A 19468-nucleotide genomic window follows, 5' to 3' on the forward strand; every position below is an offset into this window, starting at 1 on the left:
AAGGACCGAGACGGGGCCGGTCGTGGTGCCCATATGGCGAAGTGGCTCCAGAGCGGTCGACGACGCGACATCTGTATCCTGCTTGCGGCAGCCGAGGACGGCGAACTGACCGGCCAGCGGCTGAAGACGCGCCTCGAATCGCGCTACGATACGCGCATCGACCCCAAGAGCTTCTACGGGGCCCTGGAGGCGATGGTCGACAGCGGGTTCGTCGCCCAGCGGACCGACGGTATCGCCGACAAATACTCGCTGACCGAGGCCGGCGAGGCCCGGCTCCGCGAGCAGTTCGAGTGGATGCGCGAGAGCCTGGGCGAGGCGTGAGTGCTCCCGGTCGGCCCGCCGCTCAGTCGTACTCGTAGAAGCCCGCGCCAGTCTTCTTTCCGAGGTCGCCGGCCTCGACCTTCCGTTTGAGCAAGTACGCCGGTTTGTAGCGGTCGCCGAGCTCTTCGTGGAGCGTCTCGCTGGACTCGAGGACCACGTCCAGTCCGATGTGGTCGGCCAGCTCCAGGGGCCCCATCGGGACGTTCGTCCCCAGGCGCAGGCCCCGGTCGACGTCGCCCTTTGCCGCGACGCCCTCGTCGTAGGCCCGGATGCCCTCGTTTATCCAGGGCATGAGGACGCGGTTGACGACGAAGCCGGGCCTGTCGTCGGCCTCCCAGGTTTCCTTGTCCAGGTCGGCGGCGAACGCGTGGGCCAGCTCGACCGTTTCCCGACTCGTGTGTTCGCCGACGACAACTTCGACCCCGGTCATCACCGGGACCGGGTTCATGAAGTGGAGTCCGACGACCCGCGCCGGACGGTCGACGGCACTCGCGATACTCGTTATCGAGAGCGTGCTCGTGTTCGTCGCGAGCACCGTCTCCGGGCCGCAGGTCTCGGCGAGGTCGGCAAAGACCGACTGTTTGACACGGAGGTCCTCGGTGACGGCTTCGACCACGATGTCGGCCTCGCCCAGGGCGGCGAGGTCGGTCGTTCCCTCGATGCGCTCCCGGGCGCTCTCGGCCGCCGACTGATCGAGGTCGCCACGGTCGACAAACTGGTCGAGGCTCGCCTCGATGGTCTCGAAGCCGTGGTCGACGAACTGCTGTTCGACGTCGCGCATGACCACGCGGTACCCGTCGACCGCGGCCACCTGCGCGATACCGCTGCCCATCGTGCCCGCGCCGACGACGCCGACGGTGTCGATATCGTCGAGGTCCATAGGGTCAGTTGGGCCGGCCGGTGGGTAAGCGTGCCGCCGGGTCAGAAGTATACTAATACTGACTAATCAATTCGACTCAATTGCATAGAATTCGATAATCCACAGATGGCTCGATGGTGAAGATATTTACTCGCATCGTAGTAAGTGTCAGCCTAAAGATACTTATGCCGGGCGCCAGAACGAACAGACGACGCGTTCCAGACTACCGCCCGACCTGTCAGGGCACTATACCTACCCCCATCAATGAGCGAATCACTCGACGCCTCGGCACCGAACGCCGACGCCACGGTCGCACAGGTCATCGACACCATCGCGGAAACCACGTCCGACGTCCGGACGGCAATCTTCACGGAGCGGGGCCATAGCGACTCGGTGAACCCGACCGGCGACGAGCAGCTCGCCGCGGATCTGCGAGCCGACGAGATATTCGAGCAGCGCTTGCTGGCCATCGACGGCGTGGCCAGCTACGCCAGCGAGGAGCGTGAGGATGTGACCACGGCCACCGGCCGGCTCCACGTCGCCGTCGACCCGCTGGACGGCTCCTCGAACCTCGAGCCAAACAGCGGCATGGGGACCATCTTCGCCGTCTACACCGAGCGCCCGCCGACCAGCGGACGGAACCTCGTCGCCGCCGGCTTCGTCATCTACGGCCCGGTCACCTCGATGCTGGTGGCCCGCGACGACCGCGTCCGCGAGTACCTGCTCGAGGACGGCGAGAAACGGCTCGTCGACAACGAGGTCACCGTCCCCGAGGACCCAACCGTCTTCGGCTTCGGCGGCGGCGTCGACTCCTGGACCGACGAGTTCGAACCGGTCGCCGAAGAGATTCGCGAGGAGCTGAAACTCCGCTACGGCGGCGCGATGGTGGCCGACATCAACCAGGTCCTCACCTACGGCGGCGTCTTCGCCTACCCCGCGCTGGAATCCCGGCCCGAGGGCAAACTGCGCCTCCAGTTCGAAGGTCACCCCATGGCCTACATCGTCGAATCGGCCGGCGGGAGTTCCTCGAACGGCGACGGCTCGCTGCTTTCCGCCGAGCCCGACGGCCTCCACGAGCGGACGCCGCTGTATCTCGGAAACGACGAACTCATCGACCGCATCGAATCCGCCGTCGAGCGGTAACGCGGTCTCGACCGTTTATACTGCCGGCTGTAACAAACGCAAATAATTCTTCACCCGAGGTGGCGAATATTTTCACGAACGTACAGCCGGCAGTATTAGTACCCGAGATATATCGCCAGCGCCTTGAGGATGCTGTAGACCACGACCACGAGCCCGACGACTGCGCCCAGGACCGTACCGACGAGGCCGCCGGGCCACAGCGCCAGTGGGTTCGGCAGCCCCGACAGCAACCCGGCGACCGACGCGGGCAACAGCGACCCGCCGCTCGGCTCAGTCACGTTCGTGACCGGTGTTCCGGCGACCGACAGCTCCCCTTCGGTCGTGAGGTTCTGCTCGTAACTCCGCGTCACTGTGGCTCCCGCCGGGACCGATAGCTCGTGGGTGGCGACGCTGGTGCCGTTGAGCCGGACGCTGAACGGGTACGTCCCGTCAGCTGCGCCGCGGTTCGTCGCGGTGACGTTGATGACGACTGTCTCGCCCACGCTCGGTGCCGTCTCGTTGACCGTCACGTTCGTGATAGTGATGTCGGAGCGAGCGACCGGGTCGGTGGTCGCCGTCGAGCCGGTGGCCGGGGACTCGGTGCCGGTCGGCGACTCGGCCGTCGGCTCGCCTGTCTCGGCTACCGTCGGCCCCGAGGGCTCCGGTGCGGTTCCGACAGCGAACTGTGAGAGCCCCGAGGCCGTGGCCTGGTAGACCACCCGGTCGTCCAGCCGGCTGACGACCGACGTGGACAGCGGCGTCCAGCCGTCGGCGTTCCGGTACAGTGCGACCGCTCCGGGGGCAACGCCGGTCCGATTCAGGCTCTCTCTATCGACACTGAACCTGATGCTCACGCGGTTGGCGGGCTGGTCGTGGTCGATTTCGAACAGCCCGAACGATGAGCCCTCGAGTGAGCCGGGGCGACTATCGCTGGCCCGGAACCGGAGCGACACCGACGTGTTCGCAGGGAAGGCGGCACTGAGTCGTTCGAGGGTGACGTTGTCCGTCCCGACGAGCGTGCCCTTCTCGGCTCGGACCTGCTGGACGAGCCCGGCGCCCTCGACGGTCGCGTTCGCGTGGGTCCCGTTGTGCACCGTGACCGACACCGGGCTGTCCGCGCTCTGTTCGACCTGAATCTCTCTTGTCTCGACCGCTGTGTACCCCTTGCTGTCGGTCACCGCGAGCGTGATATCGTGGCGCCCGGCGGCCGCGAAGGCTACCCGGATAGACGGCCCGGAGAGTACGGTCCCGCCGTCGATTCGCCACCGGTAGCTGTCGATACCGTCCTCGTCGACCGTCTCGGCGGCGCTGAAGTTCACCGACGTGTCGACCGTCGTCCTGGTCGGCCCGTCGAAGACGATTTCCGGCGCCGAATCCTCGTATCGGAACTGCCGCATCCGCGACATCACCCGTTGATTGTCGTACCGGTCGATGGCACGCTCCCAGACGAAGCTGTAGGCCCCGAACTCGGGGACGGTGTAGCGGGCCTCGAACGTCGTGTTCGCGTCGTCGACAGCGGTGAAATCCGCCATCGTGAGTCGGTCGTTGGTCGGGCCGGTCACGGCGACTCTCAGCCCGCTCAGCGGCTCGCTGGCTGCGACCCGTATGTCGACTGTGGAGTCGTTCACGCGGGTCAGGTCGAAGCTGCGGAAGTCGGGGACAGACGTGTCCATCCCGGTGACCGTCTTCGTGCCGTTCGTCAGCTCGTTGCCTTCCATGTCGGCTATCCCGCCCGCCTCCGAGAAGCGTACCGTGACGTTGTTCACGTTCAGCCGGTCCTCGAGGAGCAACAGCACGGACAGTCCCCCGTCGGTCGATTCGACCGAGACGTTGGCGACGCTCCCCGAGCTGAGGGCGAAGTCGGTGGCCGCTATCGTCTTCCGGTCGATGGTGCTGTTATCAGTGAAAATAAGCTCTATCTCTTCGGGCCCCGCCTTCGTCGCGTTCTCCCACGTGGGCGGTTCGGTGTCGTTTTCCTCCCCCAGCGCCTGTGTCCCGGCCGCCGTCGCCGACCCGGTAACCGCGAGGAAAACCACAAGCAGGCACAGCAGGCCGAGGAGCCAGCCGCCGGCGCGAACTCCTCGCGCGGTCGTCGCGCGCTCCGATCTGACCCCTCGCATACGTACCAGTTGCGCGGCCCTGACTATCAATGACCCGGCACCATTACAGCCGATGATAATCAGTTCCGGCAGGGGCAACACCTGTCACCCTCCGGACCGTGTGGTATGGTATGAAGGTGCGTATCGCCGCGTCGGCCAGTCGGGACGAGGCCGCCGCTATCGCCGCGGCTGTGGCCGAACACGTCGGCGAGACCGTCGAGGTGTACGTCGGTGACAGCGACGAACCGACGCTGGTCCGGGAGGTGGCCGAGACCGACGATGCGGGCGAGGGCGAACCGGGTGACCAGGCGACCGAACCCGGTCCGACCGAGCGGGAACGCCGCCTCCGCGAGGAAATCGCCGACATCGAACGCGGTGGCCCCGAGAAGTACCGTGAACGGCTCGAAGAGCAGGGCAAACTGTTCGTCCGTGACCGACTGGAACTGTGGTTCGGCGCGGACGGCCTCGACTTCGAGGACGGTCGGTTCGCGAACTTCGATTCGTGGAGTCCGGAGAGTCCCGACGTCGACGAGTACGACCCGGACACCCGGCTGCCGGCTGACGGGCTCGTCACCGGCGCGGGCACCCTCGAGGGGCGCAAACTCCACGTCGGGGCCAACGACTTCACGGTGAAGGCCGGCTCGGTGGCGAAACACGGCGTCGAGAAGTTCCTTCGGCTCCAGGAGCGCGCGCTGAAGACCGGGCGACCGGCGCTGTATCTCGTGGACTCCTCGGGCGGGCGAATCGACCAGCAGTCGGGCTTCTTCGCGAACCGGGAGGGCATCGGGAAGTTCTACTTCAACCACTCCCGCATTTCCGGCGTCGTTCCACAGATATGTGTCCTCTATGGCCCCTGTATCGCCGGTGCGGCCTACACGCCCGTCTTCTCGGATTTCACCGTGATGGTCCGCGGGATGAGCGCGCTGGCCATCGCCTCGCCGCGAATGGTCGAGATGGTCACCGGCGAGGAGATAGCCCTCGAAGAACTTGGCGGGCCCGAGGTCCACGCCCGTCACTCTGGGAGCGCCGATCTGGTGGCCGACGACGAGGCCCACGCCCGGGAACTCGTCGCCAGCCTGGTCAGCTATCTCCCGGACAACTGCGAGGAACGGCCCCCGAGCGCCGACCCCGTCGAGCCCGCCGAACCGCCGGCGGGGCTCGACGGTATCATCCCCCAGGAACCGAACAAGGGGTACGACATGCACCGGGTCATCGAGCGCGTCGTCGACGGCGGCTCCTTCTTCGAACTCCAGTCCGAGTACGGCAACGAGATACTCACCGGGTTCGCCCGCATCGACGGCCGCTCGGTCGGGGTGGTCGCCAACCAGCCCGCCCACCGCGCCGGGGCCATCTTCCCGGATTCGGCCCGCAAAGCCGCCGAGTTCGTCTGGAAGTGCGACGCGTTCAACGTCCCGCTACTGTACCTCTGTGACACGCCGGGCTTTATGGCCGGCTCGGGCGTCGAGAAAGAGGGTATCCTGGAGGCGGGCAAGAAGATGATATACGCCACGAGCGAGGCGACGGTTCCCAAACAGTGTGTCGTCGTCCGGAAGGCCTACGGCGCCGGCATCTACGCCATGTCCGGCCCGGCCTACGACCCGGAGGCGACGCTGGCACTACCAAGCGGCGAGATTGCTATCATGGGGCCCGAGGCAGCCATCAACGCCGTCTACGCCAACAAACTGGACGCCATCGACGACCCCGACGAGCGGGCCGAGCGCGAACGGGAACTCCGCGAGCAGTACCGCGAGGACATCGACGCCCACCGGATGGCCAGCGAGGTCGTCATCGACGAAATCGTGCCGCCGGGTGACCTCCGGGCCGAACTGGCTGCTCGGTTCGAACTGTACGAGACCGTCGAGAAGGACCGCCCCGAGAAAAAACACGGGACGATTCTGTAATCCCGGCTCTCAGTTGAGCCATGGCTTCTCTACGGGCTCGAACTGCTGTCCACAGGCCGGACAGACGACGACGCGGGCGCCGTCGACCCGAACTGTTTCGAAGCGGGTGGTCCAGTCCCGGTGTCCACACTGCGGACAGCGCCGCCGAAGTGGTGGAATCACGTCGTAGCTTACACATCCAGGGGGAAGCAACTGTCGGCGAGCCGACCGGAACAGTTATTTCTCACCCGTGAAAGAGTCGAATTAACGGGGCCGCAGGTGCGTGCAGGGGGGTGCTCCGGGGGTGCAAGATGTGGCTATCTGACCGCACGGTCTCTCATGGGACCATCGAGACGTGGGGGCGTCGCGCGCTCGACCTGCTTTCGAGCGTCGAGCGAGAGCTGTGGGTCCTCGTCGTCGTGGCCCTGCTCGCGGACGTCTACCTGACACAGACCGGGCTCCAGGCAGGATTGAGAGAGGGCAACCCCGTCGCCCGGCACCTCATCGAGACGTTCGGCATCGGGGCGCTGGCCGTCTTCAAGTTCGCCGTGGTTGGGTTTGCCGGCGTCCTTCGCGAACTGGTGCCGGCCCGTCAGGCGCCGACGATTCCGCTCGGGCTGGCCATCCCGTGGGTGGTCGCTGCCTGTATCAACGCGACGCTGTTGCTGGGGCAGTAGCCCCGTCAACCGTCGGCCCGCTCGACCAGCGCAGTCCGCTCGAACGTACAGACGAGCGTGTCCTCGCCGGTGTAGGCGTCGACCTGCATCGTGACGACACCCCGGTCGCCGTCGCTGGTGAGTCGCGTTTCCAGAACCGTGGTCTCCGCCCGAATGGTGTCACCGTGGAACACCGGATTGGGGTGTTCGACCCCGTCGTAGCCGAGATTCGCGACGATGGTCCCGTCCGTGGTCTCGGGAATCGTCAGCCCGACCGCCAGCGACATCGTATAGAGGCCGTTGACCACCCGCTCGCCGAAGGTCGTCTCGGCGGCGAAGTCGGCGTCGAGGTGGAGCGGCTGCTGGTTCATCGTGAGGTCACAAAAGCGCTGGTTGTCGCTCTCGCTGACCGTCCGTCTGCGGTCGTGTTCGATGGTCTCGCCCTCGGTGAACCCCTCGTAGTACAGCCCGCTCATACCGAACCAACGCCTGCCTGACCCTTAGCGGTGTGGGCACCCATCACTTACCACGGTGGGTGACCAAGCCACACCATGGTCCGCCGAAGCGTCCTTTTCTCCCCAGGTGACGACCCCGAGAAGCTACGGAAGGCGGTCAGTTTCGAGGCCGACGTCGTGGTGTTCGACCTGGAAGACGCTGTCGTCCCCAGCGCGAAGGCGGCGGCCCGCGAGTCCGTGCGTGACGCACTCGCCGACGTCCTGCCCGCCGACGCCGAGGTCTGTGTCCGGGTCAATCCGGTCGATCGAGGCGCGGCCGACGACGTGGCCGTCGCGCTCGCCGGTGGCGTCCCCGACTCGGTCATGCTCCCGAAGACCGGTGGCGCCGAAGACGTAACACGACTCGCGACACTGCTCTCCGAGAGGGGTCTCGACTGTCCGATACTTGCGCTGGTCGAGTCCGCCGCCGGCGTGCTCCACGCCGAGGCCATCGCCGCCCACGACGCCACCGACGCGCTCGTCTTCGGTGCGGAGGACCTCGCTGGCGACGTCGGTGCGACTCGCACCGCCGAGGGCGGGGAGCTGACCCACGCCCGCCAGCACGTCGTCCTCGCGGCGCGAGCTGCAGGGATTTCGCCAATCGACACGCACTATCCGAACTACACCGACGACGCTGGGCTCCGAGCCGAGGCTGAACGCGCCGCCGAACTGGGCTACGACGGCAAGCTTGCCGTCCACCCGGGGCAAGTCACGGTCATCGACGACGTCTTTACCCCGAGTCCAGCACGCGTTCGGTGGGCCAAGCGCCTGCTGGCGGCTCGCGACGACGCCGACGGCGGCGTCTTCGTCCTCGACGGTGAGATGATAGACGCCCCCCAGATTCGCCAGGCCGAGCGGGTGCTAGAGCGGGCTGGGGCCGGCCGGGACTGAGCGCCGTACTACTAACTGCCTCTGTACCGATAGCTGACATATGGCGTCGATACCCGAACAGTACCACGACCTCTTCGAGAAGACGACGTTCGCACACGTGACAACGATGCTCCGGGACGGCCGGCCCCACACCACGCCCGTCTGGGTCGATTACGACGCCGACGACGACCGCCTGCTCGTCAACACCGAACGTCACCGACGGAAGGCAAAGAACGTCGAGCGGGACCCGACAGTGTCGGTCAGCATGACGGACCCGGACGACCCCTACCGGTTCCTCTCTGTCACCGGCGAGGTCGAGACGGTGACGGCCGAGGGCGCTCGGGCACACATCGACGAACTCGCCAAGCGATACATGGGCGAAGCGGAGTATCCCCAGCCTATCCAGAGCGAGCGGATCATCCTCCGCATCCGGGCCGAGGACGTGTTCCACGGCGGCTGAGTGACCGTCGCTCGTGGGTCGGAAACGTCCATGGCCGGCGGCATCCTTTTGTCCGCGCTCACTGATGTGTTGGGTATGTCTGACGAGGTGAATCCGTTCGAGAGTCTGCAGGAGCAGATCGACGACGCCGCCGCCTACCTCGAATACCCCACCGACGTTCTGGAGCGGCTGAAATACCCCGAGCGGCTGCTGGAGACGACGCTCTCGGTGGAGATGGACGACGGCTCCGTCGAGGTGTTCAAAGCTTTCCGCTCGCAGTTCAACGGTGACCGCGGCCCCTACAAGGGCGGTATCCGCTATCACCCGCAGGTCTCCCGCGACGAAGTGAAGGCTCTCTCGGGCTGGATGGTGTACAAGTGCGCCGCCGTCGGCATCCCCTACGGCGGCGGCAAGGGGGGTATCCGCATCGACCCACGTCGGTACTCCGCGAGCGAAATCGAGCGCATCACCCGCTCGTTCGCCAAAGAGCTGCGCCCGTTCATCGGCGAGGACAAGGACATCCCCGCCCCCGACGTCAACACCGGCCAGCGGGAGATGAACTGGATAAAAGACACCTACGAGACGCTGGAAAACACCACGGAGCCGGGCGTCATCACGGGGAAAGCGCCCGAATCGGGCGGCAGCGCGGGCCGCGTCGAGGCGACCGGCCGGTCGGTGATGCTCACCGCGCGGGAGGCCTTCGACTACCTCGGGAAAGACATCGAGAACGCGACGGTCGCCGTCCAGGGCTATGGCAACGCCGGCTCCGTCGCCGCGAAGCTCATCGAGGACCTCGGCGCGAAGGTGGTCGCCGCCTCCGACTCCTCCGGTGCTATCGTCAACCCCGACGGCTTCGACGCTCGCGCGGCGAAAGACCACAAGCGTGAGACGGGCTCGCTTGCGGGCTTCGAGGGCGCGACCGAGGAGCTGTCGAACGAGGACCTGCTCACCATGGACGTCGACCTGCTGGTCCCCGCCGCACTGGAGAACGCCATCGACGGCGAGCTGGCCCAAAGCGTCGAGGCCGACATCATCGTCGAGGCCGCCAACGGCCCGCTCACCCCCCGGGCCGACGACGTGTTGACCGACCGTGACGTGGCTGTCTTCCCTGACATCCTCGCCAACGCCGGCGGCGTCACGGTGTCGTACTTCGAGTGGGTCCAGAACCGCCAGCGCTTCTACTGGTCCGAGGAACGCGTCAACGACGAACTGGAGACCATCATCACGAACGCATTCGACAATCTCGTCGACACCTACGAGCGCACCGACGCGCCGAGCTTCCGAACGGCGATGTACGTCGTCGCCATCGAGCGCGTCGTCGACGCCGCCGAGGAAGGCGGTATCTGGCCCTGAATAGCTATCAGGGTCCGGGCTCGGAGAAGGATAAATTATTCACTCGACACACTGAATATAGGGGTATGCGGAAAGTTTCTCGCCGTCACGCACTCTCATCGCTCGCAGCCGGCGGCGTCAGTCTTCTCGCGGGCTGTCTCAACGGGTTCGGCGGCGTGCAGAGTGACGACCACCACGTATCCAGGACCGTCGACATCTCCGGCACGTGGCCGATGCCTGATTTCGACGCGGCCAACACCCGACACGTGCCTGGGGCCCGCGGCCCGAGTTCCGGCCCCACGGAGGCCTGGCGCTACTGTGCGCCGGAATCCACCGAGAACGCGAGAAACGGCATCCACGACGCCCCTGCCGTCCGAGGCGGGTCAATCTACTCTGTCGAGAGGGAGGCACTGCGTGCACGTAACGCGAGCGACGGGGCGGTCGAGTGGGAAGCGGGTCGAGTACCCGAGGGGATATACCGGGCACCGACGGTCATGGAAGACACCGTCTACCTCGTTGACTACACTGACCCGCCGGCGGTGCCGGAGGTGCTGGCGGTCTCGCGTGCGGACGGCTCGGTCAAGTGGTCCAAACGGCTCGGCAAACAGTGGGCGTTCTCCCCACTGGTCCACGACGGAACCGTCTACGGCCTGTCCAGCGGCCAAGATACGGGGCTTCTCCAGGCGTTCTCGACGGCCGACGGCACTGAACAGTTCCGAATCGAAGGCGAATTTTCGACGGTCCTAGCAGCAGTCGACGAGACGCTCGTGGCGGGATTCGAAACGGGGTCGATAGTGGCACTCTCGACGAGCGACGGGAGCGAACGCTGGCGAGTCCAGACGGGAGGGGACCAGTTTTCGACCCCGGCTATTGCAAACGGGACTGTGTACATTGCCAGTTATGACGACAGCACATCCGGGGGGAACGTAGACCTCAGAGCACTCCGTCTCAGTGACGGGACTCTCCGGTGGCGCGAGGTTCTCCAAAGTGGAACGGAGATAGCTGGACTCGCTGTGGGGGACGGCGCTGTCTATGCTGCCATGAACAAAAAGTTGGAATTTAACAACAGCACTACTATTGCCTTCGACGTCGACGACGGGTCACGTCGCTGGCAATACGACGGCCTCAATATGAATTCACCGGTGGTCACCGAGGGAGGTATCTACGTTACTGAAACTAGACAGGGCTTCGATACAGTGGAAGGGTATCTCACCGCGCTCGCTCCCGAAGACGGGTCAGTTCGCTGGCGCCACGAGACGGGTCGGAATGTGTTCGGCCCTGTCATCGTTGACGATGTCGCCGTGCTCGTGACCAAGCCCCGCAATTACACGAAGAACTTCGGCTGTGTCCGTATTCTGGCCTGACAGTTCCACCCACCGGGACCACCGGAGTTTTGTTCCACTCGCCCCAACACGATATCATGCCCGTTTTCGAGCGCGAGGTCCGTGTGTCGGCGCCCTTAGAGGACGTCTGGGAGTTCCACGCGACGGCCGACGGCCTCGTGGCCCTGACGCCCGAGTGGATGCATCTCCGCGTGGACGAGACCCGCGGGCCCGACGGGGAGGCCGACCCCGACGAGCTGACGCCGGGCTCGGTCGTCGTCTCCTCGATACAGCCCTTCGGTGTCGGGCCGCGCCAGCGGTGGGTCTCCGAAATCGTCGCCCGGGAGGAGGGCGACCACGAAGCGATGTTCCGCGACGTGATGACCGAGGGGCCGTTCCCGGAGTGGGAACACACCCATCAGTTCCGTGCGGCCGGCGACCTCGCGACCATCGTCCACGACCGAGTGCGGTACGAGCTCCCGGGCGGGCGCTTGGGCGAACTTGCCGGACCGCTCGGCTTCGTCGGGATGGAGCCGATGTTTCGGTTCCGTCACCGGAAGACGAAGGAACTGCTGGAAGCCTGATTTGGGCGGGAATACTGCGGGCTGGAACAGCCATTTCAGTGTCGACGGCGAACGGCCAGTGCATGACAGACGTAGTCGTGGTCGGCGGCGGTCCCGCCGGCCTCAGCGCGGCACTGTTCACAGAGAAGAACGGCCTCGACACGGTCGTCTACGACACCGACGAGACGTGGATGCACAAGGCCCACCTGTTCAACTACCTCGGCATCGACTCGATGGACGGGTCGGAGTACATGGAGGTCTCCCGCGAACAGGTCGAGGAATTCGGTGTCGACATCACGGAGAGCGAGGTCACGGATATCGAGCAGGGTGGTGACGGCTTCGTCGTTACCACCGCCGAGGGCGACACCGAGGCGACCTATCTGGTGTTGGCGACCGGCGCCGACCGCTCGCTGGCGGAGACGCTTGGCTGTGACTTCGACGGCGACCTCGTCGACGTGAACCTCTCGATGGAGACCAGCGTCGAGGACGCATACGCCACTGGTGCGATGGTACGGGACCAGGAGTGGCAGGCCATCATCTCCGCCGGCGACGGCGGGGCCGCGGCGCTCGATATCCTCTCGAAGGAGGAAGGCGAGCACTTCCACGACTTCGACACGCCGGCCGACGCGGCGTAGCCAGTCACCCCTAATCGGCCGACCGCTCGATAGCGCCCCGGAGTACCGTCGCCTCGAAGTCGTGGTCCGGGCGGATGTTCACGAAGTCGAGGAACTCCTCGGCGGCCAGGAGCTCCTCGGTCGTGTAGTACTCTCTGGCCGCGCTCACGGCGGCGTGGGCGCCGACGAGGGGCTCCAGCGCGCCGAGTGCACAGGCCACGTCGTAGGCTCTGGCGTCGGCGATAGCCCCCTCGCGGACGCTGGTCGCGTCGATGAAGTAGAGCCGGTCGTCGGCCACCAGAACGTTCTCGGAGCGGAAGTCGCCGTGGGCCAGGCCGGCATCGTGCATCCGGTGGAGGAACTGGAAGACGGTTTCGGCGTGGGATGCGACGGTCTTCGACGGGAGTTCGTCCAGCGTCCGGAACTCCTCGAGATACTCGAGGACGATGACGCCCAGCCCATCGTATTCGAACGCCTCGATGGGTTCGGGGGCGTTCACGCCGAGCTCGCGCATCCGCTCGGTCGCCGCGAGCTCGTGTTCGGCCATCTCGTAGGGCGTCCCGAAGTGTTCGAAGAAGCCGGCCGTTCCCGAGGAGAAGGCGCCGATGTTGCGGCCCGTAGTGAGGAGCGCGTGGACCAGCGAGTTCTGTGGAGTGATGACCTTCACGAACCAGCGGTCGTCGACGACCATCGGCGTCGAGAGCCAGTTGTCGGCCTCCAGAAAGCGAACGCGGCCGGCGGGCTCGCCGTACCGGTCGAGGACGGCCCGGGCTACCCCAACCAGTTGCGACCACGGGACTGTGCCTCGGAGGAGCCGTCGGAACGCCACGGGGTAGCAGAGGCGAGGCCGACTGATAGATGTTGTGTCCCACATGGTATTTGTCGACAGGACCCATACCAACCCCATGGAGTTTTCGCTCCCGGCCGAACACCGGCACGTCCGGACGGCCGTACGGGAGTTCGCCGAGGACGAAATCGCCCCCATCGCTCAGGACATCGAGGACGAGGGACGCTTCCCGGCCGAGATATTCGAGCGGCTCGGCGAACTCGACGTGATGGGCGTCCCCGTCGACGAGCGCTGGGGCGGGCTGGGCGGCGATACGCTCATGTACGCCGTCGTCTGTGAAGAACTGGGTCGGGTCTCCGGAGCAGTCGGACTCTCCTACGCAGCGCACACCTCGCTGGGAAGCAAGCCAATCGAAACGTTCGGCACGGACGCCCAACGAGAGCGCTGGCTGGAACCACTTGTGACCGGCGAGCACCTGGGCGCGTGGGCGCTAACAGAACCCGGTAGCGGGAGCGACGCCAGCGACATGGACACGACCGCCACTCGCGACGGCGACGAGTACGTCATCGACGGCATCAAGCAGTTCATCACGAACGCGTCGGTCGCCGGGAGCGTGCTCGTGAAGGCCGTCACCGACCCCGATGCCGGCTACGACGGCATCTCGACGTTCATCGTCTCGCCCGAGGACGACGGCTGGACGGTGACGACAGAGTGGGATAAGATGGGGCTGAACGCCTCACCGACGTGTGAACTGCAGTTCGACGAGTGCCGGGTGCCGGCCGACCGGTTGCTGGGCGAGGAAGGCGACGGCTGGACACAGACGAAACAGACACTCGACGGCGGGCGCATCTCCATCGCGGCGCTGTCGGTGGGACTGGCACAGGGAGCCTTCGAGGCGGCGAAGTCATACGCCACCGAGCGCGAGCAGTTCGACCGGCCCATCTCGAAAATTGATGCAGTCCGGGACAAGCTAGTCGAGATGGACCGCAAGATAGAGCGCTCACGCTTGCTGACCCAGAAGGCGGCGACGATGTACGACGACGGCGCCGACGTGACGCGAATCGCTTCCCTCGCCAAGCTCGACGCAAGCGAGACGGCCCGCGAGGTCGGCGAGGCGGCCGTGCAGGTCCTCGGTGGCTATGGCTACCTCACCGACTACGCCCCACAGCGGTTCTACCGCGACGCGAAGCTGATGGAAATCGGCGAGGGGACCAGCGAGATTCAGCGGCTGGTACTGGGCCGGGAACTGGGGCTGTAGCTACTCCTCGAGCCGTGGGACGACGGTGACCGGCACCGTCGTCTCGTTGAGCACGGCGACGGCGGCGTCACCGCTCCTGATGCGGCCGCGCAGCCCCTTCGGCTCGTGGCCCATCACGATGTGGGTGATGTCTACGTCTTCGGCGATTTCGAGCAGCTCGTGTGCGATGCGAGCGCCGGGTCGCCGGCTGTGACGGCCTACGTACTCCAGTGCGACCCGCGCCTCGACGGGCTCGTCGGCGAGTCGGTCTTTCAGCGCGTCACGCATCTTTTCGGCCGTCCGGTCCGCGTCGGCGTCGTCGACCAGATGGACGACGTACAGGCGCGTGGAAAGCGCCGCGCCCAGCCGTACGGCCGTCTCGATGACGCGCTCCGAGGTCTCGTCGTCGGCGACTGCGACCAGGATGGTCATACACTGCCTACGTGCCGGCAACAAATATCGTTTATCTAACAACTACGCGGAGCCGTCGATGGCCGGGTCGAACAGCTCCTCGACCGTGCAGTCGAACTGCGCCGCGAGTTTGAAGGCGAGTTCCAGCGAGGGGTCGTAGCGCTCGCGCTCGATGGCGTTGATGGTCTGGCGGCTGACGCCGACGGCCTCGGCGAGCTCGCCCTGGCTCAGCCCGTCACGGCTGCGGTACGTGTCGAGTTCGTTTTTCATAGACGGGAGCGGTGATAGAGGTAGGAGACGCCGAAGGCGACGACGAATCCGACGAGGCCATAGAATGCCCCCTGGAGCATCGCCTGAACCATCGGGGCGAACGTGTAGTCGGTGAGCCAGGTCAGCAGGCGGGCGGCTGAGAAACCCACCACGGCCACGGCACCGATTATCTGGAACGCCGTCAGACTCGCCCGCCGCTCGAGTTCCCAGTCACGCTCGTCGACCAGCTGGATATCTGTCCCTTTCCAGATGGCGAAAAATGCCAGTATACCGAGCCAGTAGACCGCTTCGCCGACTACCGGGTAGCCGAGGTTTCGGAGGACGAGCGCCACCGCGACGCCGACGAGTATCGACCCGAACATCAGCCGTCTGTACGTCTGCCGCCTGGAGAGCCAGTCAGTCGTGGAAGTGTCAGTGGTTGTCATGGTCTGTCAGCGGGTGTAAAGTGCACTTTACAGTAAAGCGTACTTTACACACCCACTTAGTTCTGGTGGACGACACGAACGCCACGAGAAAACCGTCTAGAACTGCTCAGTCTGTCGATTTCAGATTGTGGACCGGGTCGAGCCACTCGATACGTTCGGCCGTGGGTTCGAGCGCCGCGGCGATGCGGTCGGCGTCCTTGTAGGCCATCGGGGCCTCGTCGCGGACACCCTCGACGACGGATTCGGAGTAGACGCCGGCCATCGCCGCGGCGAAGTGGTCCATCTCTACCACGTCGTGGGCCCGCCGACGGCTCATTACCCGCCCCGCGCCGTGGGGCGCGGTCTGGTGCCACTCGTCGTTGCCCTTCCCCCGAGCGATGACCGACCCTTCGGCCATGTTGAACGGGACGATAAGCTGCTGGCCCTCGCGGGCCGGCGTGGCGCCCTTCCGGATGGTCATATCCCTGAAGTCGATGTAGTTGTGCACACTCTGCCAGCGTTCGCCCGGCTCGACGCCCAGCGCCTCACAGATGGCCTCGCTCATCAGCTCGCGGTTCCAGCGAGCGTACTGCTGGGCGAACAGCATATCCACATAGTAGCCGTGGGCCTCTCGCCCCTCCAGCCAGTCGAGGTCGGTGTTCCGGTCGTCCTCCCCGAGGTCGTCCCGGACCGCCTCCTGGAGCTGGCCCAGCGTGTCGAAGGCGTCCTCGATGTCGCTGCCCGAAAGCTCCCGGCGCAGGCGCTCCTTGTCGATGTAGGACTCGCCCATCCCGCCGGTGACCCAGGTGTACAGGTCCCGAGACTCGACGGTGTCGGGGTCGAATTTCAGGTACTCGGTGTACTCGTCGGGAATCTCCGCCCGGATATCGCCGATGGCCCGGCGGTCCGTCGCCGTCGACTGCCAGTACTGGGCGATGGACATCCCCAGGTATCGGGAGCCGCTGTGGACGACGAGCCAGTAGTCGCCCGACTCGCGTCCCGTCGCGAACTCCACGAAGTGGTTGCCCCCGCCAAGCGTCCCCGCGCTCTTGATAACGTGGTCGACACCCTGGCGCTGGTCGGCCAGGACGCGGTCACAGAGCGCCTCGAAGTAGTCGGCGTCGTAGCCGTCGAAATCGAACTCGATGGGGTCGATGTGTTCGCCGAAGCGCTCGGCGAAGGCCTCGTCGAACTGGTCGAAGACGCGGTTCGCGCGCTCGAAGGGGAACTCAGAGACGAGATGTGGGGCGTCGCCGTAGTCGTGGACCGACCGGCCCATCGGGACGGCCTCGCGGACTCGTCGCTCCCGTTCGGCGTCTTCGAGCGGGAGTTCGTCACCGAGGTTCGTCACCGCCATCCCACAGCCCACGTCCACGCCGACGATGTTCGGGACGACGCGGTCGGCCAGTGGCATCGTGAAGCCGATGGGCGCGCCCGCGCCCCAGTGCGTGTCGGGCATGATACGAACCGGCTCGGTGAAGGCGGGGTGGTCGATGAGGGTCTGTATCTGCTCCATACAGCCCTCCTCCACCAGCGACTCCTCGTCGACCATCACGCGTGCCGTGGTGTGGGCACCCTCCAGCTCGATAGGCATCTTGTCGGAGGTAGTCCGGACGGCGGTTTGAACTTCACGGTGGGGCGCCACCGGCCAGTAGTCAGGTCGTGGTGTGAGCGGACCCGCCTCCCTTTTCTCAGCCGCTGGGAACATGTTCCCGATTATATGTAGATTCCCACCGCATATTCACCTGTGAGGCACCGATGAACTACCAAACTGCTCCCCTGACCGACACCGTCGAATTCGAACTGGACGGACCGTGGACCGCCTACTGGCTGGCGTTCCTCCGGTTCGTGACCGGCTGGTGGTTCTTCCACGCCGGCGTGACCAAACTCATCGAGGACGGGCTGGCCTTCACGTACGGGCCGATGTACATGAAGGGGATGACCGGGACGGCACTGGGCCCCATCCCGGTCTGGATGGGCGAGAACCTGGCCTGGCTCATAGAGCCCGGCGTCCCCCTCTTCGAGACGCTCATCGGGCTGGCGCTGATAGTCGGCGCCCTGACCCGGCTGGCCGCTGTGGGCGGGGTCATCTTCATGACCCTGTTCTGGCTCGGCAACGCCGAGTTCGGCAACGGCCTGGTCAACGGTGACCTGATGGGCCTGCTGCTGTTCGCGACGGTGCTGGTCGTCGGCGCCGGCCGGTACTACGGCCTCGACGGCATCCTCGAACAGACGGCGTTCGTGAAAGCGCACCCGAAACTCCGGTACATCATGGGGTGACAACAATGACTGACACTATCCAGAAGGCGGCGATGGCACTGGGCGGCGGACTGATGGTCCTGGGCACTGCTGGCCTGGGCATCGTAGAGATGCTGGCGGGCGAGCCCTACGGCGCGGCGCCACTGACGAACGAGGCCGGCGCGGTCATCGCGACCCCGGCGGTCGACCCGGTGCTCCGGACCGGGCTCGTGCTGGCTGGACTGGCCGTGCTGGGACTCTACGCGGCCTACGCGGCGGTGACGGCAGACGAAGCGGCCGAGCAGGCGACCGCCGCCGAGACGATGGCCGATTAGGCGACCACTTTTCTCACTGCCGCTGTTTCGTCCGGATATGCTCGACGCCGGCGACCCTGCACCCGATTTCGACCTGGACGGCACTGACGGCGAGCGGACTGGGGCCTACCGCCTCTCTGCGGCGGCCCAGCGGGCGCCCGTGCTCGTCGCGTTCTACACGGCGGATTTCGAGCCCCGATGCCGGGCGTTTCTCGAAGCGCTCCGGGACACGGACTGGGCCGACCTGACCGACGCCATCGCCGTCTTGGGCGTCGCGCCCGGCACGATAGACGACCATCGGCAGTTCGCCACAGACCTCGAGTTGCCGTTCCCGCTGCTGGTCGACCACCCCGGCGTCGACGGGCAGTTCGGCGTCCAGCGACCCGACGGCTCGACGCGACGGGCTGCTTTCCTCGTCGACCGGCGCTGCCGGGTGACGTTCTCGTGGGCCGACCCCGAGCCCGGCAGTGAGACTGCCGTCGCGCCCGACATCGCTCCTATCCGGTCGGCGGTCGCGGGGCTCAGAGAGAGTGGAAAGGAGTAAGCGGCCGCCGCCACCACCACCCCGCATGGAGGACCGTTCACGGGCCGGCGTCCGTCGCACCTACGAGCGCATCGGCACCCACTTCTCGAAGACCCGAGAGTACGCTTGGCCCGAGGTCGAGTCGTTCGTCGACGAGGCCGACGCCTGTGAGACAGCACTCGATATCGGCTGTGGCAACGGCCGCCACGCCGCCTTGCTCGCCGACGTGGCCGACCGCGTCGTCGGGCTGGACGCCAGCCGCTCACTGCTCGACGCTGCCACAGAACGTGTCGGGAGCCGTGTGTCGCTGCTGCTCGGCGACGCTTCTCGCCTGCCGTTGGCCGACGATTGTGTCGACCTGGCGGTCTACGTCGCCACGCTGCATCACCTCCCCTCGGCCGCCGATCGGCGCGCGAGCCTGGACGAACTCGCCCGCGTGCTCGGGCCCGAGGGCCGCGCTCTCGTCAGTGTCTGGAGCACGGCCCACGACCGCTTCGACGCGCCCGAAGACGCCGAGACGGGCTTTGACACCACCGTCGACTGGACACTGCCCGGCGGCGAGACGGTGCCGCGGTTCTACCACATCTACGCCCCGGCCGAGTTCGAGCGGGAACTGGACGACAGCGGGCTCGAAACAGTGTCGTTCGAGATATCCAGCGGGAACTGCTACGCCGTGGTCGTGGCGGAGACCTGACGCGGCGAGCAGGTGGATA

At 66.0% G+C, this 19468-nt stretch carries 23 protein-coding genes; 15 read left to right on the forward strand and 8 right to left on the reverse strand.

What is annotated here, in order from left to right:
* Positions 1 to 33: 33 nt before the first annotated feature.
* Positions 34 to 321 carry a PadR family transcriptional regulator gene (locus EGD98_RS04510; RefSeq protein WP_220587158.1) on the forward strand — a complete coding sequence of 96 codons (288 nt, stop codon included), beginning with the start codon at positions 34 to 36 and terminating at the stop codon, positions 319 to 321.
* A gap of 22 nt (positions 322 to 343) precedes the next feature.
* Here EGD98_RS04510 and EGD98_RS04515 read toward each other — a convergent pair whose 3' ends face one another.
* Complete coding sequence (locus tag EGD98_RS04515; RefSeq protein ID WP_220587159.1) at positions 344 to 1201, reverse strand: 3-hydroxyacyl-CoA dehydrogenase family protein; 858 nt, start codon at positions 1199 to 1201, stop codon at positions 344 to 346.
* A gap of 243 nt (positions 1202 to 1444) precedes the next feature.
* On the opposite strand from EGD98_RS04515, the gene EGD98_RS04520 reads away from it, so the two are divergent.
* Entirely contained in the window at positions 1445 to 2323 is an 879-nt protein-coding gene (locus tag EGD98_RS04520) for a class 1 fructose-bisphosphatase (RefSeq protein ID WP_220587160.1), read from the forward strand.
* A 95-nt stretch (positions 2324 to 2418) separates the two neighbouring features.
* Here the strand turns inward: EGD98_RS04520 and EGD98_RS04525 are convergent, their stop codons facing one another.
* Positions 2419 to 4422, reverse strand: coding sequence for a PKD domain-containing protein (locus EGD98_RS04525; protein ID WP_220587161.1), 2004 nt, complete (start codon positions 4420 to 4422; stop codon positions 2419 to 2421).
* 110 nt (positions 4423 to 4532) lie between these two features.
* Between EGD98_RS04525 and EGD98_RS04530 the strand changes: the two genes are divergently transcribed.
* Positions 4533 to 6302, forward strand: coding sequence for an acyl-CoA carboxylase subunit beta (locus tag EGD98_RS04530; protein WP_220587162.1), 1770 nt, complete (start codon positions 4533 to 4535; stop codon positions 6300 to 6302).
* A 290-nt stretch (positions 6303 to 6592) separates the two neighbouring features.
* Complete coding sequence (locus EGD98_RS04535) at positions 6593 to 6958, forward strand: DUF5658 family protein (RefSeq protein WP_220587163.1); 366 nt, start codon at positions 6593 to 6595, stop codon at positions 6956 to 6958.
* A gap of 5 nt (positions 6959 to 6963) precedes the next feature.
* Here EGD98_RS04535 and EGD98_RS04540 read toward each other — a convergent pair whose 3' ends face one another.
* Entirely contained in the window at positions 6964 to 7413 is a 450-nt protein-coding gene (locus tag EGD98_RS04540) for a MaoC family dehydratase (protein ID WP_220587164.1), read from the reverse strand.
* A 75-nt stretch (positions 7414 to 7488) separates the two neighbouring features.
* Between EGD98_RS04540 and EGD98_RS04545 the strand changes: the two genes are divergently transcribed.
* From EGD98_RS04545 to EGD98_RS04570, 6 genes are all read left to right on the forward strand, one after another.
* Positions 7489 to 8322: an HpcH/HpaI aldolase/citrate lyase family protein gene (locus tag EGD98_RS04545; RefSeq protein WP_220587165.1), complete on the forward strand. Its 834-nt coding sequence runs from the start codon at positions 7489 to 7491 to the stop codon at positions 8320 to 8322.
* Between the two features lie 40 nt (positions 8323 to 8362).
* A complete protein-coding gene (locus tag EGD98_RS04550; protein ID WP_220587166.1) occupies positions 8363 to 8761 on the forward strand; it encodes a pyridoxamine 5'-phosphate oxidase family protein in 399 nt (132 codons plus the stop codon).
* Between the two features lie 75 nt (positions 8762 to 8836).
* Entirely contained in the window at positions 8837 to 10093 is a 1257-nt protein-coding gene (locus tag EGD98_RS04555; RefSeq protein ID WP_220587167.1) for a Glu/Leu/Phe/Val family dehydrogenase, read from the forward strand.
* A gap of 65 nt (positions 10094 to 10158) precedes the next feature.
* On the forward strand, positions 10159 to 11436 hold the full coding sequence (locus tag EGD98_RS04560) for an outer membrane protein assembly factor BamB family protein (RefSeq protein ID WP_220587168.1): 1278 nt from the start codon (positions 10159 to 10161) through the stop codon (positions 11434 to 11436).
* Between the two features lie 56 nt (positions 11437 to 11492).
* Entirely contained in the window at positions 11493 to 11978 is a 486-nt protein-coding gene (locus EGD98_RS04565; protein WP_220587169.1) for an SRPBCC family protein, read from the forward strand.
* A 62-nt stretch (positions 11979 to 12040) separates the two neighbouring features.
* On the forward strand, positions 12041 to 12592 hold the full coding sequence (locus EGD98_RS04570; protein WP_220587170.1) for an FAD-dependent oxidoreductase: 552 nt from the start codon (positions 12041 to 12043) through the stop codon (positions 12590 to 12592).
* 10 nt (positions 12593 to 12602) lie between these two features.
* Here the strand turns inward: EGD98_RS04570 and EGD98_RS04575 are convergent, their stop codons facing one another.
* The gene (locus EGD98_RS04575; protein ID WP_220587171.1) at positions 12603 to 13400 is read right to left on the reverse strand and encodes an RIO1 family regulatory kinase/ATPase domain-containing protein; all 798 of its coding nucleotides are present in this window, start codon (positions 13398 to 13400) and stop codon (positions 12603 to 12605) included.
* A gap of 76 nt (positions 13401 to 13476) precedes the next feature.
* Between EGD98_RS04575 and EGD98_RS04580 the strand changes: the two genes are divergently transcribed.
* Positions 13477 to 14616 carry an acyl-CoA dehydrogenase family protein gene (locus tag EGD98_RS04580; RefSeq protein ID WP_220587172.1) on the forward strand — a complete coding sequence of 380 codons (1140 nt, stop codon included), beginning with the start codon at positions 13477 to 13479 and terminating at the stop codon, positions 14614 to 14616.
* Here EGD98_RS04580 and EGD98_RS04585 read toward each other — a convergent pair whose 3' ends face one another.
* The 4 genes from EGD98_RS04585 to EGD98_RS04600 form a co-directional block, all read right to left on the reverse strand.
* Complete coding sequence (locus EGD98_RS04585; RefSeq protein WP_220587173.1) at positions 14617 to 15027, reverse strand: universal stress protein; 411 nt, start codon at positions 15025 to 15027, stop codon at positions 14617 to 14619.
* 42 nt (positions 15028 to 15069) lie between these two features.
* Positions 15070 to 15276: a helix-turn-helix transcriptional regulator gene (locus EGD98_RS04590; RefSeq protein ID WP_220587174.1), complete on the reverse strand. Its 207-nt coding sequence runs from the start codon at positions 15274 to 15276 to the stop codon at positions 15070 to 15072.
* Positions 15273 to 15701 (reverse strand): DUF2178 domain-containing protein, encoded by a 429-nt coding sequence (locus EGD98_RS04595; protein ID WP_236039226.1) that lies wholly within the window; start codon positions 15699 to 15701, stop codon positions 15273 to 15275. Before EGD98_RS04595 ends, EGD98_RS04590 begins: the two co-directional genes overlap by 4 nt.
* A gap of 106 nt (positions 15702 to 15807) precedes the next feature.
* Positions 15808 to 17274 carry an RtcB family protein gene (locus tag EGD98_RS04600; RefSeq protein ID WP_220587175.1) on the reverse strand — a complete coding sequence of 489 codons (1467 nt, stop codon included), beginning with the start codon at positions 17272 to 17274 and terminating at the stop codon, positions 15808 to 15810.
* A 164-nt stretch (positions 17275 to 17438) separates the two neighbouring features.
* Between EGD98_RS04600 and EGD98_RS04605 the strand changes: the two genes are divergently transcribed.
* Genes EGD98_RS04605 through EGD98_RS04620 form a run of 4 tightly spaced genes read left to right on the forward strand, consistent with a single transcriptional unit; the run spans position 17439 to position 19449 of the window.
* On the forward strand, positions 17439 to 17960 hold the full coding sequence (locus tag EGD98_RS04605) for a DoxX family protein (RefSeq protein WP_220587176.1): 522 nt from the start codon (positions 17439 to 17441) through the stop codon (positions 17958 to 17960).
* Positions 17961 to 17965: 5 nt separating this feature from the next.
* Positions 17966 to 18253, forward strand: coding sequence for a hypothetical protein (locus tag EGD98_RS04610; protein WP_220587177.1), 288 nt, complete (start codon positions 17966 to 17968; stop codon positions 18251 to 18253).
* A 37-nt stretch (positions 18254 to 18290) separates the two neighbouring features.
* On the forward strand, positions 18291 to 18776 hold the full coding sequence (locus EGD98_RS04615; protein WP_220587178.1) for a redoxin domain-containing protein: 486 nt from the start codon (positions 18291 to 18293) through the stop codon (positions 18774 to 18776).
* 25 nt (positions 18777 to 18801) lie between these two features.
* Positions 18802 to 19449, forward strand: a complete 648-nt coding sequence (locus EGD98_RS04620; RefSeq protein WP_220587179.1) for a class I SAM-dependent methyltransferase — start codon at positions 18802 to 18804, stop codon at positions 19447 to 19449.
* Positions 19450 to 19468: the final 19 nt, after the last annotated feature.

The sequence above is a fragment of the Haloarcula salinisoli genome (genome assembly GCF_019599405.1).
Lineage (GTDB): Archaea > Halobacteriota > Halobacteria > Halobacteriales > Haloarculaceae > Haloarcula > Haloarcula salinisoli.